Annotated in this window: 15 protein-coding genes; 2 read left to right on the top strand and 13 right to left on the bottom strand. The window is 32.9% G+C overall.

Annotated features, from left to right (window positions below; all coding sequences use genetic code 11):
* The first annotated feature begins 195 nt into the window (after positions 1–195).
* Positions 196–1383 carry an ROK family transcriptional regulator gene (locus R9X47_RS21530; protein WP_432663144.1) on the top strand — a complete coding sequence of 396 codons (1188 nt, stop codon included), beginning with the start codon at positions 196–198 and terminating at the stop codon, positions 1381–1383.
* 197 nt (positions 1384–1580) lie between these two features.
* Positions 1581–1874 carry a DUF202 domain-containing protein gene (locus R9X47_RS21525; RefSeq protein WP_432663143.1) on the top strand — a complete coding sequence of 98 codons (294 nt, stop codon included), beginning with the start codon at positions 1581–1583 and terminating at the stop codon, positions 1872–1874.
* Between the two features lie 135 nt (positions 1875–2009).
* On the opposite strand, the gene R9X47_RS21520 is transcribed toward R9X47_RS21525, so the two are convergent.
* The 13 genes from R9X47_RS21520 to R9X47_RS21460 all read right to left on the bottom strand — a co-directional run bounded on the left by R9X47_RS21520 (position 2010) and on the right by R9X47_RS21460 (position 15573).
* Positions 2010–2729, bottom strand: a complete 720-nt coding sequence (locus R9X47_RS21520; protein WP_432663142.1) for a hypothetical protein — start codon at positions 2727–2729, stop codon at positions 2010–2012.
* Between the two features lie 35 nt (positions 2730–2764).
* Positions 2765–3466 carry a hypothetical protein gene (locus R9X47_RS21515; RefSeq protein ID WP_432663141.1) on the bottom strand — a complete coding sequence of 234 codons (702 nt, stop codon included), beginning with the start codon at positions 3464–3466 and terminating at the stop codon, positions 2765–2767.
* 248 nt (positions 3467–3714) lie between these two features.
* A complete protein-coding gene (locus R9X47_RS21510) occupies positions 3715–5295 on the bottom strand; it encodes a methyl-accepting chemotaxis protein (protein WP_432663140.1) in 1581 nt (526 codons plus the stop codon).
* Between the two features lie 173 nt (positions 5296–5468).
* Positions 5469–6674, bottom strand: a complete 1206-nt coding sequence (locus R9X47_RS21505; RefSeq protein WP_432663139.1) for an MFS transporter — start codon at positions 6672–6674, stop codon at positions 5469–5471.
* Positions 6675–6807: 133 nt separating this feature from the next.
* Positions 6808–7200 (bottom strand): secondary thiamine-phosphate synthase enzyme YjbQ, encoded by a 393-nt coding sequence (locus tag R9X47_RS21500; RefSeq protein ID WP_432663138.1) that lies wholly within the window; start codon positions 7198–7200, stop codon positions 6808–6810.
* Between the two features lie 13 nt (positions 7201–7213).
* On the bottom strand, positions 7214–7423 hold the full coding sequence (locus R9X47_RS21495) for a hypothetical protein (RefSeq protein WP_432663137.1): 210 nt from the start codon (positions 7421–7423) through the stop codon (positions 7214–7216).
* A 160-nt stretch (positions 7424–7583) separates the two neighbouring features.
* Entirely contained in the window at positions 7584–8354 is a 771-nt protein-coding gene (locus R9X47_RS21490; RefSeq protein WP_432663136.1) for a GNAT family N-acetyltransferase, read from the bottom strand.
* Between the two features lie 158 nt (positions 8355–8512).
* On the bottom strand, positions 8513–9733 hold the full coding sequence (locus R9X47_RS21485) for an MFS transporter (protein ID WP_432663135.1): 1221 nt from the start codon (positions 9731–9733) through the stop codon (positions 8513–8515).
* 385 nt (positions 9734–10118) lie between these two features.
* The gene (locus tag R9X47_RS21480) at positions 10119–11609 is read right to left on the bottom strand and encodes a YjjI family glycine radical enzyme (RefSeq protein WP_432663134.1); all 1491 of its coding nucleotides are present in this window, start codon (positions 11607–11609) and stop codon (positions 10119–10121) included.
* A 365-nt stretch (positions 11610–11974) separates the two neighbouring features.
* Positions 11975–13075 (bottom strand): histidinol-phosphate transaminase, encoded by a 1101-nt coding sequence (hisC, locus tag R9X47_RS21475; RefSeq protein WP_432663133.1) that lies wholly within the window; start codon positions 13073–13075, stop codon positions 11975–11977.
* 26 nt (positions 13076–13101) lie between these two features.
* The gene (gene buk, locus R9X47_RS21470; protein ID WP_432663132.1) at positions 13102–14172 is read right to left on the bottom strand and encodes a butyrate kinase; all 1071 of its coding nucleotides are present in this window, start codon (positions 14170–14172) and stop codon (positions 13102–13104) included.
* 21 nt (positions 14173–14193) lie between these two features.
* Positions 14194–14847, bottom strand: a complete 654-nt coding sequence (locus tag R9X47_RS21465) for an Mpv17/PMP22 family protein (RefSeq protein ID WP_432663131.1) — start codon at positions 14845–14847, stop codon at positions 14194–14196.
* A gap of 153 nt (positions 14848–15000) precedes the next feature.
* Positions 15001–15573 (bottom strand): indolepyruvate oxidoreductase subunit beta, encoded by a 573-nt coding sequence (locus R9X47_RS21460; protein WP_432663130.1) that lies wholly within the window; start codon positions 15571–15573, stop codon positions 15001–15003.

The raw sequence follows: 15573 nt of genomic DNA, 5'->3' as shown, positions 1-15573 counted from the left end.
ATATCGTCAAAGGCTGTACTAAATTTAACAGATTATAATAGCAAATGACCAAATGTAAGAAAATATTTAGATTTGAGTGTATCTAATCTATATATGGTTAATTCGCGGATAAGATTAATCCTAAAAGACTTATTGCCATTTTGGTTAAAAGGATGTATACTTTAACTATAATATAACTCTATGGAGATGATCATAGTGGAATCAATTCAATCTCTTAGTTTCACTGAGAAAAAAATTCTAAATCTGATTCAAAAGAAAGGTAACATAACTAAAAGCGAGATACTCGAGATTACAGAAATGAAACTTACGTCTCTAAACCGAGTTATGAAGAAGCTTCTTAGTAAAAATCTGATTCTAAAGGTTGGTATTGCAGAATCCACTGGTGGACGAAAGCCAAGTCTTTATGATGTCAATGCAAACTATGGATATATTATTGGTATTAATATTTCAAGGATTTATAGCAGTGTGGTTATAGTAAACATGAAGATGGATATAGTTTCTATCGAAAAATTTACTATGACAGAAGACCATACACCAGAAGTAACTGTTAGAGCTATATCTGAAATTATTAATACTAATCTTGAAAAGCTGAAAATATCGATGGATAAAGTTCTAGGTGTTGGAGTAGGTACAGTTGGTCCTTTAGATAGAAAAAGTGGAATGATGCTAAATGTTAACGCCTTCCCTTCCATCGGATGGGAAAATGTGAATATTAGAAACCTATTAGAAACTCAGGTTAAATTTCCTATTCTCTTAGACAACGGTGCAAATACCGCTGTGATAGGAGAAGCTCTTTACGGTTATGGAAAAGGCTATAAGAATATTGCTTACTTCAATTGTGGTATTGGTATTAGAACTGGTATCACCAATGGCAGTACTTTGATACGTACGATAAATGACACAGAGGATGCCTTTGGACATATGATTATAGATATTAATGGTGAACCGTGTAGTTGTGGAAACAAGGGGTGTATTGAGTCATATTCCTCAATACCCTCTATCGTTAACAGATTTAAAAGGAAAGCCAAAGCTGAGAATACAACGACTATTTTAAAGCCCCTAGTGGACATAAAATACTTTGATATTTGTGACGCTGCAATTCGTGGAGATGAATTATCCAAGAGACTGATAGAAAATGCTGGAGAAATATTAGGAACGGGTTTATCAAACTTCAGTAATTTACTCAATCCAGACTTAATTATATTAAGCGGACCTTTAGTTAATTACTGTAATATATTTTATGATATAGTGGAAAAGACATTCCGAAGCAAAACCTATTTTAAGAAAGAAAAGAAGGTTATCTTTAATAAAGGTGGTCAATTTAAAGACAATTCTATTGCACTGGGAGCTGCTGCTATGTTTTTAGAGCAAATGCTAGAATAAGTATAGTAGGAGTTAAATTTAATCATAGGATTAATCTTTAATAAGAGATGCATATTTTACTATAATAATATGTGTTTCTTTTATAAAAACTTATAACCAAAACGGTCATAAGTTTAAATATATTATTTCTATACATCATGCGCAATGCAATGAATTTTATAGTTCAAACTTTTAAAAATTAAGGAGGCATTTATATTATGGCAATTGAAAGTAATAATGAGAAAATATACGATAGGAATACCAATGATTTGATACTAAGGGACTTTCTTGCCCTTGATCGTACTATTCTTGCAAACGAGAGAACACTTTTAGCATGGATAAGAACTGCACTGAGCGTAATGGTCGCAGGAGTAGGATTTATAAAATTCTTTGAAATGAAGATTATCTCCACTATAGGTTATGGATTGGTACCCACAGGTCTAATAATCTTTATAGTGGGAATATACAGATTTATTAAGCTTCAGAGGAAGTTACCAGCAAAAAAGGCTTAAGATAATTTTTTTAGATAATCCGTAGCGCATCAACCTACTCTATTTATCTTGTTTATACCAAAATAGTATCTGAGGGCTCTTTCTTCCTCAGATACTATTACTAATAATTCAAGAATATATTTAATGGAATAAAAGCTATCTAACAACATTTACTACTGCAACAAGGTCTTCACATCTATTCCAATTCTCATCATCGTAAGCATTGAAAATATAAAAGGTCTTATCATTTATCTTTTCAAGATTAATCCCCTTGCTAACACTAAGAGAGTCTCCTACTTCTATGTATAGAATATCTTTATCTGTGATCGCAGTTTCCTTCCATGCATCCCTATGCCATATACTATAGCGCATTTCAAGAAATTTCAATTGCCCCTTTAGAGTATCCTCTGGGATCAAATTAAAAACTTCTTGGAGATATGGCTGGATAATCCTTAAAGTTTCAAAATCCTCAGAGATAGTATACTTCTGTATTTCTGAAGCATTATTATCCCCCGTGCTACTATAAAACAACATGTATGGGTTTTTATACTTATCTACGTTATCATATTCATTATAGATTACAAACCACGTTACTAACTTATTATTCTTTAACGGCTCTAAAAAATGAACTGAAAAGTTTAACAACTCATTGTTATTTATATCGACACTGCTAACATATATCTCAGATTCAGACTTTATCTGTTTTTCAATTTGTTCTATAGACTCCTGAGTAAATACATCATTTTGGTTAGTTACTTTTATAGGAAATCGCGTCTGAAATAGATTATCTAACAGGATTTTGACTAATATTAACGCCACAATCGCTATCAATATTTTGACCTTTGGCTTTGCGATAAAAGATTTAATTCTTTTCATGTTTTATTTCCTCCATGTAGAAAACTTTAAAGGGGTTATCCTTCAAAAATATATATTCTATCATCACAAAAGACCTTAATTATCTTCTTTTTTGAAGCTATTAAACTGATATTCATACCTTTTTTACAGTTTATCATTGTATCTAATTCTATTTTATCTTCAAAATTTCCAGATAATATTTTTACCTTGGTTGTATACTCGTGAGCTGTTCCATCTCTTACAAAATATGATCTTTTATGTATTATAGGATAATCTGTTATTTTAGCGAATATAGCTGTTTTATCCCAATCCTTTTCAACCTGCTCATTTATGTATTCTAACTCCTCATTTATTACTATACTATTTTGCTCGAAGCTTAATTTTTTCAGATCATAAAGTATATAGCCCTTGATTTTATTCTCTAGTACTTCCTCATTGATTAGTTTTTCTATTTTCTTATCAGAAAAATTTCTTAGAAAAATTGCTACAACAAGCTGTTCATATCTGACTACACTTCTATCTTCACTTTCTAATAATCCATATAACTTTTCCCTAAGATCTTCATCTTCAACTTTACCAAACATTTTTTTGCATCCAAATTCAGTCGCCACATAACCCTTCATCTTGTCTACATTAACATTTAATTCCTCTGCTCTTACATCTGTTAATGCCACCATACAAAGATTCCATTCATCTAGAAATCTTTTATGTACAACCCCTATGTGCCTTCCGTTTTTGTCACATACATTAATAGGCATACTATCACTCCTAGCTCATCATTTTATATAATCTAACTATAAATTTCAAATATCAACTTTTACAATTTGTACCATCTTAATTATTCTTCATATTTTTTACAATTCCTTTTATTTTATTGCTAGTATTATATAACTGAAATATTATATTTAATCAAGTAATTACTATAGTTTAATACAAAAAAGGCACATCTCATAAAGTAATTTTATGAGACATCCCTATAGTTAAACTCAGATTATTCATAGCAAATTTAAAATTCCAAAAGAGATTCAATCGATAGCCCAACTTGATATATAATCCCCTTATCATCCACAATAGCTAAGAATTTAAATAGCTTGCCATCTTCTACTCTCTTTTTAACAGGTGTTGTTACATATTCTACTTCTCCTTTTTTTAGGGAGGAAAAGCTTTCATCAACTTCATACAAGTTTAATCCAATGGATTCTTCTTCATTACAATATCTTATTGTTCCACTATTATCTGTAACATATATGACATCGATCCCAGTTTGAGGAGGCAGGCTATTAATCAATTCATTGTCTAAGGTTCCCTTCTGTAGCACTTCTTTTATGTACGTGACTTCTCTTAACATCTTTCCTTCCATAACTTTGCTGGTTACATATTGCTGCATATAATCCGCATTCTGATTAAGTTCTTCCATAACATCATGGAGAGTTGACATTTTTTCACTTTGTAATATGCTTTGAGCTGTTATTTCTTGCATTTGAGACGATATGTCTTTAGAAAATTTAGTTACATTATCAACTCTTGCATCGATTTCTTCGCTATTTTCCTTTGCCACTTTAATCGATTTATCTACATCCTCAATTTTTACAATACTATCATTTAAACGATCATTTATCTTATTAAGTCCATCCATAGTTTCTGTTATTAAGGTATAACTATCTTCTATATGTGTAGTTTCCTTTTCGACTGACTGTGTAAGGGATAAGATCTCTTGTTGTAGCATGGTAATTATATTCTCTATTTTAATTGATACTTCATTTGTTTCCTTTGATAGCTTACTAACTTCATCGGCCACAACGGTAAAGCCCTTGCCATACTCTCCTGCCCTAGCAGCCTCTATAGAAGCATTGAGGGCTAACATATTGGTTTGGTCTGCAATCGATTTAATTAACTCAATCAATTTTCCTACTTCATTAGAATAAGTTTTGAGTGTCTCTATTTTAGCTCCTGTATCATGAATTAAGTTTCTAGTAATCTTCATTTGATTTTCTATTCCATTTATTGCTGATATACCGGTCTTTGCTGAACCAATGGATTCTTGTGTAAATACTACTGTTTCGCTCATTTCTTTATTCATATTTTGTAAGGAATTAACAATATTCTCTATGCTTTCTGAAACCTGCTGAAGCATCTGGAACTGTTCATTACTGTTCTCACTGGTAATTTCCGTCGAAGCCGCCACATTTTCCATTGCCATCCTCGTTTCGCTACTAACTACACTCAGCTTCTTACTGATTTCTGTTATTTGAGTAGATATATTTACTTGTTGTTTAAAGTTCAATTTTAAGTTATTTATCATTTCTTCTATCTCTTGGATTATGTCATGAGCTAGCGTAACACCTTTCTTCTTAACATCAATCATGAGATCATTGTCGTTAATCCTGCTAATGTAAAATTTTATATCCTTGAATGGCTTTTTATATAACTGAAGAAATAGATATGCCAATACTCCGGAAAATACAGCTAAGATCAATAGACTAAAAGCAAGATTTTTTATTGAGTTTGCAATAACTATGGTGACTATTTGTGTGCTTAATAAAATTATGAAAATCAAAACAAAAAAGCTCATATTTTTACTTTTCAAATAACTCCCCCCTAAATTGAGTATTTCATACCAAATTTCAACAAAAAATTTCACATTTCCTTTGTAGTTTCTTTACAAATTTAGAAGGAAAATCAAACTATTTTGTAAATTTCCTAGGAATTATTTCAAAATTAAAGGCACCTATATTATACAGCTATAGGTGCCTAATCTGTTTAATTCATATTTTGTGAGCTACCATTTGAGAGATACTTTCTTTGACTTATTACATAATAAATGAGATAAATAAAAGAAAGTATTCCAATAAATCTAAAACCTTCAAATATCGAGAGCTCCGTCGATATTTTTCCAAATACTAGTCCTACTCCCATGGTAGCAACTCTCAAAGCAAGGGATTGAAATGACTCAATTGTAGCACGGTATGATGATTCAACCTTATGATGTAAATATCCAGATACTAGGGGTTCTATGATGCTAGAGCTAGCATAAATCAAGATTGTAAAGAGTAATCCATAGATTGATTTTGTAAAGGATAATAATATAAAGCTAAATGAAAATACACTTATTAGGGCAGTATATAATTTACCTTCATCAAGTCTATCCTTTATCTTATATGCTCCCAAGCTCGAAATACTTACAATCATTGAATTTATCGATCCTATTACTCCAAAAAATATAATTGGTATATTTATTTCTCTTAAATATATTTGCCAAAATTCGTCTAAATAGACCATGTTAACACCTATAACTATTCCTAATACAAGTACAAATCTCACTGATTTATGTTCTTTTAGAAAGCTAAGGGCTTGTTTAATATATTTTTTATTTACATCTCCTGTCTCTATTTTTCCTTTGCTAGGTTCAATAAGTACAATGGCAAATCCTAGAGAAATTATTGTACTAAATAGTGACAGCCAATAATTGCTTAGAAAACCAAATCTAACGGCTACTACACTGCCCAGTAATGCTGCTAATGTAACGGAACCATAATCAAAGAATCTTATTCTTCCTAATACTTTTTCAAAATCATTTTCTCTAGCCGTCATCTTCAAAGAATCGTATAATAGTGCATTAATCGCACCACTACAAAGTGCCTTCTGAATAGCAGCTACTCCAATGGCAAGTGCAAAATGCCAAAACTCATAGGCAAATATCAAAATAGCAAATTCTAAGCAGGTAAAAATACTGCCAAGTACAATTAAGTTTTTCCTGCTCCATGCATCGGCCCAATAACCTGTAGGGACTTCTAAAATGACTATGATAACAGCATATATTATCTCTGTATATACAACATGCTGTATAGTCATCCCTCTTTGTTCCCAGTAAAGCCTTTCTATAACATAAGCTAAAATGAAATTATGGAAGAAATAGTATCCGTATAGCTTCCATATGTTACTTTGAATCTTTTCTTTAATCTTCATAAGCTCTCCACCTTTTTTTGATTTAGTAAGTTTTGCTTTAATACAAATTTCTAAGGTGGAGGCCTTACTTTAAATTCTAAATGTTAAGTATGGGCACGTATGAAATTCATAATTTTATCTCCCTTCAAAAAAATTATTGTACTCTGACCATTACCTTTCTATTTCTTGGTCCATCGAACTCGCAAAAATATATTCCCTGCCAAGTACCGAGAACAGGTTTTCCTCCATCGATAAGGATTATCTCTGAAAAACCCATTAGGCTGGATTTTATGTGGGCCTCTGAGTTTCCTTCAAAGTGCTTATAATTATCATCTAATGGAACTATCTTATTTAGCTCCATTACCATGTCACTTTTTACATCAGGATCGGCATTCTCATTTATTGTAACCGCAGCTGTAGTATGTGGAATGAAGATATAGCATACACCTTCGGTTACTCCAGACTCTCTTATTGCTTGTTTTATTTGATTTGTTATTTCAATAAATTCCGTTTGCTTATTTGTTTGAACGTTGAAGTGTTTAATCATATGACTTTTCTCCTTATGTTTTGGTCTTAAATTTTGTTTTACACTCAGGACATGTTATTAATATAGTACCCTTATTTTTAGGTATTCGTAATTTTGTCGTACACTCCATACAGTTTATAACTTTATAATCCAACAGACTTTCAATTTTAGCAGTATCAAGTCCTACTACAACTTCATTACCGATTATAAAGGCTGGAATCCCCATGATCTTTCTTCTCATCATTTCCTGTCTTGCTGCTGTATCTAAGTCAACGTCCTTTTCTATGTATTTTATACCCCTTGTGGAAAGAAACTCTTTCGCAGTATAGCAATGGGGTCATTTTTTACTTGTAAGCATAATTACTTCTTTCATTTTTAACGCCTCCTTATAATCAGATCAATTGTTAACCATAATTTGCAACAGTTCTCTTGTAAAACTCTTGAAAACCTATTCGTTTATATATATTCACAGCTTCTTTTTCAGCACGAAGTATAGCAGTCCTAATTCCTATATTTTTCATTTCCTGTAATGCTACTGTTGTGACAGCCCTTCCCAATCCGTTTTTCCGATACTCTTTCAGTGTAGAAACCATTTCAACTGTTACAATATCTCCTTCAGTAATTGTCATACATGTAGAAGCAGGACGACCATTAAATAATCCTATATAAAAATATGTATTGTCAAGCATAAAAAGATCATAAAACTGTTCATAGGAAAAGAGATCTTCTTCAAAAAGTGCAGTATTTACAATTTCTGTCCATACTTCTAATGTTCTTTCATCTTCGACAGATAGTATCTCGATATTTTCGTTAAACTCTATGTGATTAACAGATGCACCTATATCCATAGCCATGCCACTACCTGTATCATAGTTAATCTTAAAGCCTGCCGTAGACAAAATCTCATGTATATTATCGGGCTTTGAACTTGGTGTAATAAGTATGCCAGATGGTGCCTCACCTTTTTGAATCATATTTACCAATTCATTCATAGAATCTTCAAGGCTATCATCAGGCAATCTAATACTGAAAATCCTCTCAGCTCCCCCAGATGGCACAGACATTATCCACTCAATATCACCAGTGCGCAATTCCAATCCACGTGCCTTTCCTAAAGTTCTCCAGTATAGTTTTGTTCCCTTATCCAGGCAGTCTAGATAATATTGTTTGCTCATTTTTTTCCCCCGTTTTTTATGCTTTATAAAGAAATCACTTTTTCTCATTCCCAACATATATTAAGTCCATTCAATTGAGTGTCTACGATTCTATTTATACAGTACCAGAATGATTTCTTATATTTTAAGCAAAATTATATATTACTTTTACATATTTTTCAATTAATAGCATTACTTACTTCTTCCTCATTTCCTATCTCTCTTGTTTTAGCATCAAAATCCTTCCTAAAGAATACAAATAGAACTCCTAAACTAATAATCAAATATAGCGATAGAAACAGGAAATTCATTCTTAAGGGATATCTATCTATGAATAAGCCAATTGAAGCAAACATTAACATCTGTAGTATTTTTGTGAAGGCATGCTGTAAAGAGAGTAACGAGGCTCTAATTTCCGATTCTATTACTTTATTAACTACTATGTTGTTAATAGTATAATATATTCCAAATGATATTCCCATAACTATTGGTATAAGATATACCATTGAATTATTTTGAATAGACATTAATAAAAATCCTATGGCTATCATAACGGAGGTGATAATAAGTAGGTTTCTGGAGCTATATCTCTCATTTAAATATGCGCTTACTCTAGTTCCAAGGGATTGGAAGATTGTTATTAAAGTATAAAAAATACCGAAATACTCTATCTTTATTTTACTTAATTCTAGATAGGGTTGAAGTAACCAAGTTAGTACATGAAAGCATGGAAAAATTATTATTGAAAGAACTATATAAGCCATAACTGTTTTATTACTGAATGCTACAACTATACTTTTCTTGATTATCTTCTTTGCAGATTTTTCTTTCTTTTCAATATAAGGCTCTTTAAATTTTAGTAGCACCGCGATGGCAACAATATAGAAAATAATTGTACATAGAAAAGGAATATACATTCCAAATCTAGTTAGAAATGGTCCAATTATATATACTCCTGCCGATACCATTAGCAATATACTGCCTAGCTTGCTCATTATTTCCTCAAAGTCTTCCTTTTTATCTAATTCCACAAGTTTATCATAAATATAGGCTGTATCTGCGCCGCTTCTTGCGGCTACACTTAAAGCAATAAAGATTATTCCTCCAATGAAGTGATAGATGTTGTATCCAAGAATAAATCCTACTTCTCCTAATATTAGGCTAACTGCGCTAAATATTAGTACTCCTTTTTTTGAATACTTATCTGCAAACACCCCAGTTAAGTATTCAAATATGATTACTGCCAAGGCATATACTGAAAATATATATGTGATTTCAGAGTGCTTTAATCCTTTATTCGCAAGGAACATAAAAACTATAGGCGTTTCAAACACCATGGAGCTAAAGATGGAATATAGGGAAAAATACCTTATATCCCTCGTTGAGAATAATTTATTCATAAGAGCCTCCTTAAACTTACTATTTTAGATTTACTTTTTCTATGTAACCCCTATATATCATTTTGACCGGTCGTAATCTTATACTACAAAAAATACTGAAAAAAATAAAACCTCAGCTACAGGGATTTCTATCATCGTAATACAAACTAAATAGTCTATCATATAGCTCTTATGTTTTTCATAGTTTTTCTTCCATTTTCTTGACAATTTGATATTTTCAGGCTATAATAAAATAACAAAGGGGAAACATATACCCTTTTATTTGATTGTTAAAAATAGTTACCCAGCTTTTATAGGCTGGGTTTTTTATTTGCATAATTATACATAGAAATGTATAAAAATAAGAAGTCGCCATTGGCAACTTCTCTAATCTATTATCATTTAATTAATCTCTAACTTTACGCTCCAATATTTTTTGATTTTGAACAGAACCCATTCCTAAGGCAACAGTATCTCTTAAAACTCGCTCTCCACCTTCAAGTTTTTCAATCTCAGATCGTTTAACTAGATAGCCTGTGATTCTAATTACATCACAATCCGTTGAATATGCTGAAAAGTATCTCATACCATTTTTAAAGGCGCCCTTGATAATGTCTAATACATAAGATGGATTACTTTTAACTGTGCTATCAAAATTAAATATATCACCGATTCCCGATGGGAAGTATTTATGGTATTTTGCAGCTTGAACTACGTGCTTATAAATCTCAGGCTCATCACCGATTGGAATACGACATCCCGGTGCAGTGCCCATATCGGTATCGATGCCTACCTGGGCATGTAATAGATAGCGACCCTTCGATGCATATAGTTCCTTTAGAGAATGGGCCTTAACTATTTCTTCAAGTTTCTCCATAATTTCAAGCCCCATATCATCGGCAACCTTACTATGGCCAAATCTATTGCTTAAATCATCGCTGTTTTCTACAAAATGATTAACAGCATTGGCCAAACCTACAAGGCCAAACATCCCAGTAAATTTATTTATATCAATTAGTCTTTCCTTCACTAAAAAATTTTCTTCAAAGAAAGGCGTTTCATATATTAAAAACTTAACTCTTTCATCCATATAAGCTAACATGTGCTTAGCAGCATTAGGTAGTTCAACCTCTAAGAACGTCTTAAAATTGTCTGTCTTTTGAGCTAGTTTATGAAGATTCATCCTTACTAAGGTATAACTTCCTCCACCAATATCTAAACCATTATAACAGCTTACTATAGCATAATCCCCTGAAAAATCATCTAAAAACATCTGATGATTTGCAAAACTAGGTTTTGCTGTGATTAATGCTGTATCGATTGCATCCAAAACAAAGGACTCCGGTGTCTCTTCACTTAGTTTAAGAGTTAGATTTGGAATTGAATCCTGTAGTTCTCTCTCTGCCCTAAGAATAAGTCTACCAGCTAAAGAGTCTTCTGGTCCAATATTAGCATGACAGAATGAATCGGTAATCGTTCTATCAATATGCTTTAAAAACCTTTTAATCGCTTTAAAGGATTCTTCATCATCCTTACAGAAGGGATTCAATAGTTTGTCGATGTTTCCAATATATACTGGAAAGGATGATATCGAAGGCACATGTTTATATAGAATCAAAAGGTTGTTTATTGCATCATGTAGATCTTCCGGTGGTTCTAGACCTAAAAATTCACTGCCTTGCTTCATAAATTTCTCATAATTAGGCACGATATATCTCGGTCTATATGGCGCATGACCTTCAAACAAGTCACAAATAACTCCTTCATCCCTTAAGGCTTGTGTTTCCTCGCTAATATTTAAAACATCAATCGAGTCTTCAGCAGCCCTTGCCAATGTCAATACTTTTTGCTCATAGGTAAGAACTGGGTTCTTGATAATTTCCAAAACTTTGTTCATAACAATCACTCCATCGCAATTAGTATTTTAACCACATTGTCGATAGAAGGGTTATTTAACATAGTAGAACGGATAGAAGTCTTTAAGCTCTAATCGACTATAGTGAGCCTACTTATTCTACTATGCTGTTATCATAATTTTAGCATTGTTTTCCCTATTTTTCAACGAGGGGGGAGTGTCTCAGAATGGCAAATTTCTGCGTTATTTGAAATATTAACCAAATTGGCACGTACGTTAGTACTAGCCAAGCCGTTGAAATTTCAAAACCTTGAACTTCACTCATTCTGAAACACCCCGGGGCTGAACTCATAAGAAACCTTTATGAGACAGCCCCATTTAAAATAATAAGTTACTTATTTATTATTTTACCCTTCATTTAATATACTATGAAGTTTTACTAAGAACTTCTCTGTTTGTTCAACAGTTCCTGTACTAACTCTTATCCAGTTATCCCATTTCCATAGGTATCCAGGTCTAATTATTATTCCTTTTTCCATAAGCTTTTGGAATACAACTCTTGAATCCATATTTACATTTACAAATACAAAATTTGCATTGGACTTAATGTATTCTAAGTCCTTTTCCTTAAAGTAGTCTTCCATCATTCCCATTGATTTGTAGTTTAGCTCAACTGTTTTATCTATGTGGTCTTGATCCTCTAAAGCTCCAAGGGCTGCTGCTTGTGCAAGCTTATTGGCATTGAAGACACCTTTAACCTTACCCATTTCTGTAGCAATTTCCTTAGAAGTTAATGCAAATCCTATTCTTACACCTGCGATTCCTGCAACCTTTGAGAAGGTTCTTAGGATTATGGTGTTTGGTCTTTCCTTTAATATATTAAGTGTTTCTGGATACTCTTCATTCACCTTTGCATAATCAAAATAGGCTTCATCAAAGATTATAACAACGTCTTCTGGAACATTCTTAACTAGGTAGTCAATATCTTCCTTAGGCATTATGTTTCCAGTTGGGTTATTTGGATTACAGACATAGATTAACTTCGTCTTATCGTTTATCTTGTTAACAAATCCTTCAAAGTCATGCTTGTAGTTTTTAAGTGGAAGCTTTACTGGAACTCCTCCCATATGGGATACACTAGACCCATACAATCCAAATGTAGTTGTAGCCATAATAGCTTCTTCACCTTCATTAATAAAGGTCTGAGCAATCATTTGTAGAATCTGTTCTCCACCGTTTCCTACTACTACATTGCTATAGTCTAAGCCGTGCTTTTCAGCTATTTTTGTTCTTAGGGTCATTGCAGAAGCATCAGGATAAATATGAATGTTATCTGCTTCCTTCTTTATTGCTGCAACTGCCTTAGGTGATGGTCCTAATGGATTCTCATTAGATGCCAGCTTCTCTACTTCTTCTATTCCTAGCTCCTTCTTTACTTCTTCTATAGGCTTTCCTGGAACATAAGGTGTTATTTTAGATAATTCATTTCTAAATAAGTTTTTAGACATATTATTCTTCCCCCTAAAATTTAGTTTTAAGCTTCAACGTAATCCCTAGCTTTTTCTTCACCCTTAAGTACCCTTAAAGCTCCTAAGGCTAAGGATTCAAGTTCATTTTCTCCAGCCATTATTTCAACAGGTGCTATAAATTTCACTCTTCTTGTAATCCAAGATGTCATCATCTCTGAGTATGCAATACCACCAGTAATAACTATAGCATCCACATCACCTTCTACAACAGTTGCTAAATCACCAATTCCCTTGGCTATTTGATATGCCATAGCTTCATATACTAGTCTTGCTTCCTCATTTCCATCTGCAATCATCTTTTCAACTTCTCTAGCATCGAGAGTATTTAGGTAAGCACAAATACCGCCTTTTCCTCTTAACTTCTTTTGCATAGTTCTTTTATCATATTTTCCAGAATAGCAAAGGTCTATAAGCTTTTTACATGGAACTCTTCCAGCTCTTTCAGGTGAAAATGGTCCTTCATCATCGGATATTATGTCGACCATTCTTCCTCTTTTATGGGCACTTATTGATATTCCTCCACCTAGATGAGCAACAATAAAGTTCATATCCTTGTATTCTTTCTCATACTTTTTAGCAGCCTTGATAGCCATTGCTCTTGAATTTAATGCATGACTAAAGCTTACTCTTGGTATCTCAGGCATACCTGAAACACGGGCTATATCAATCATCTCATCAACGGCAACTGAATCATATATACATGCAAGTATGTTAAGTGGTTTAGCTATTTCATAGGCTATAAGGGCTCCTAGGTTTGAAGCATGCTCTACAACAGGATTATTTTTAAGTCTGTCTACCATAACCTCGTTAACTTCGTAGGCCCCTGATTGTACAGGCGGTAATAGACCTCCTCTTCCAACGACTGCTGATAACTCCTTTACATCAAAGTTGTTATCCTTTAGAAAGGATAGTACTGCTTCCTTTCTCATTTCAAACTGATCCTGTACTCTTTCATACTTCTCTATTTCTTCTACAGGATGGTCTAATGTTTCTGATAGTATCTTCTTTTCATCTTCATATAGTGCAAGCTTTGTAGATGTTGATCCCGGATTTATCGCCAATATTTTATAAGACATTATTTTCTCCCCCTATATAAATTATGCAGTCTTACTTTGTTTCTTTTTAGCAAAGGCTAAAATTGCACCAAGTGCAATAGATAATCCTGCTGCTACTAAAACCCTATACTCCGGTGGTAATAAGAATGTAATTGTATGGGCTGGTATCCAGAAAATCGGTATAGTTTTTACTACAACAAAGGATACAAAACCATTCCAATCGATTTTTGATACTACATCATTTATAGTTACTTTACCTTTTCCATCATATTTCAGGTCTATATATGTATCTGTTATACGATGGAATGCCATCATAGTTGGTGCAAAGGTTAAGTTCATTATCGAACTAACAAAGAAAGCAAATGCAAACTTTGACTCTCCTCCTGGCAGCATGCCATTTGCAAGACTCCCCTTTACTCCCATTGCAAATAATCCAAATATTAGAACTATAACCATTCCTAAAAAGCCCCAAATAGCCGATCTATAAACTATTCCGCTAGGCTTGTTCCAGTCACCTGTAGCAATTCTTATGGCTAATAATTCACCCATCGTTGCAAGTATTGCAAATTTTATAAATCCACCGATATAAGGATGATTTGTAGTAAGTTGTACAAACATCTCATGGGTTGCAGGTAATACTAATATTAATACGAATGCTGCTAGGGCTGAAAGCCATAAAAAATCTCCTTTTTTCAAGGTACACCCTCCTTTTATTTATTCTGTTTAGCATCTATGAATCTTACTTTAAGTCAGACAACTTCTAGGTATTAAACCCGGATTATTCATGAAAAATCCGGGTTTAACATTGTAATGGGCTAAAAAAGTTATGAAATTTATATCACATTTAAGCTATTTAACTAAATCCATACCTACTTTTATAGCTTCAATGTTAATATCAATAAATCTTTCCTTTACGTTTTCTCTTATGATTCTTTCCCAATCTATTTCATCAAGACCCATAGATTTTACTAGGGTACCAAGAAGGATTACGTTCATAACCTTGGCATTTCCAAGTTCCTCTGCCTTCACTGTCGCATCTACAACAGTTGCATTTGCTTTTTCCTTTAAATGCTCAATTATTCCTTCTGGATAATCTACCTTTCCGTTAAGGATTGGCATTGACTCTATTTCAAAGTCATTTACAACAGCTTTACCTTCTGGCTTTAGATACTTTAACCATCTTACAGCTTCCATTTTTTCAAAGGAAACCAATATATCTGCTCCACCGATTTCTATAACAGGTGATTCTACCTTATCTCCATATCTAACCTGAGATGATACAGAACCTCCTCTTTGAGACATTCCGTGGATTTCACTCATTTTTACGTCATATCCAGCTTCCATAAGACCTATTGTTAAAAGCTTACTTGCAAGGATTGTACCTTGACCACCTACTCCTACTAAAAGAATACTCTTTGTCAT

It is taken from the genome of Wukongibacter baidiensis (assembly GCF_050888315.1).
In the GTDB taxonomy this organism is placed as follows: domain Bacteria; phylum Bacillota; class Clostridia; order Peptostreptococcales; family Caminicellaceae; genus Wukongibacter; species Wukongibacter baidiensis.
The sequence above is the reverse complement of the archived record's forward strand: the minus strand, read 5'-3'. Positions and strand labels throughout refer to the sequence as shown.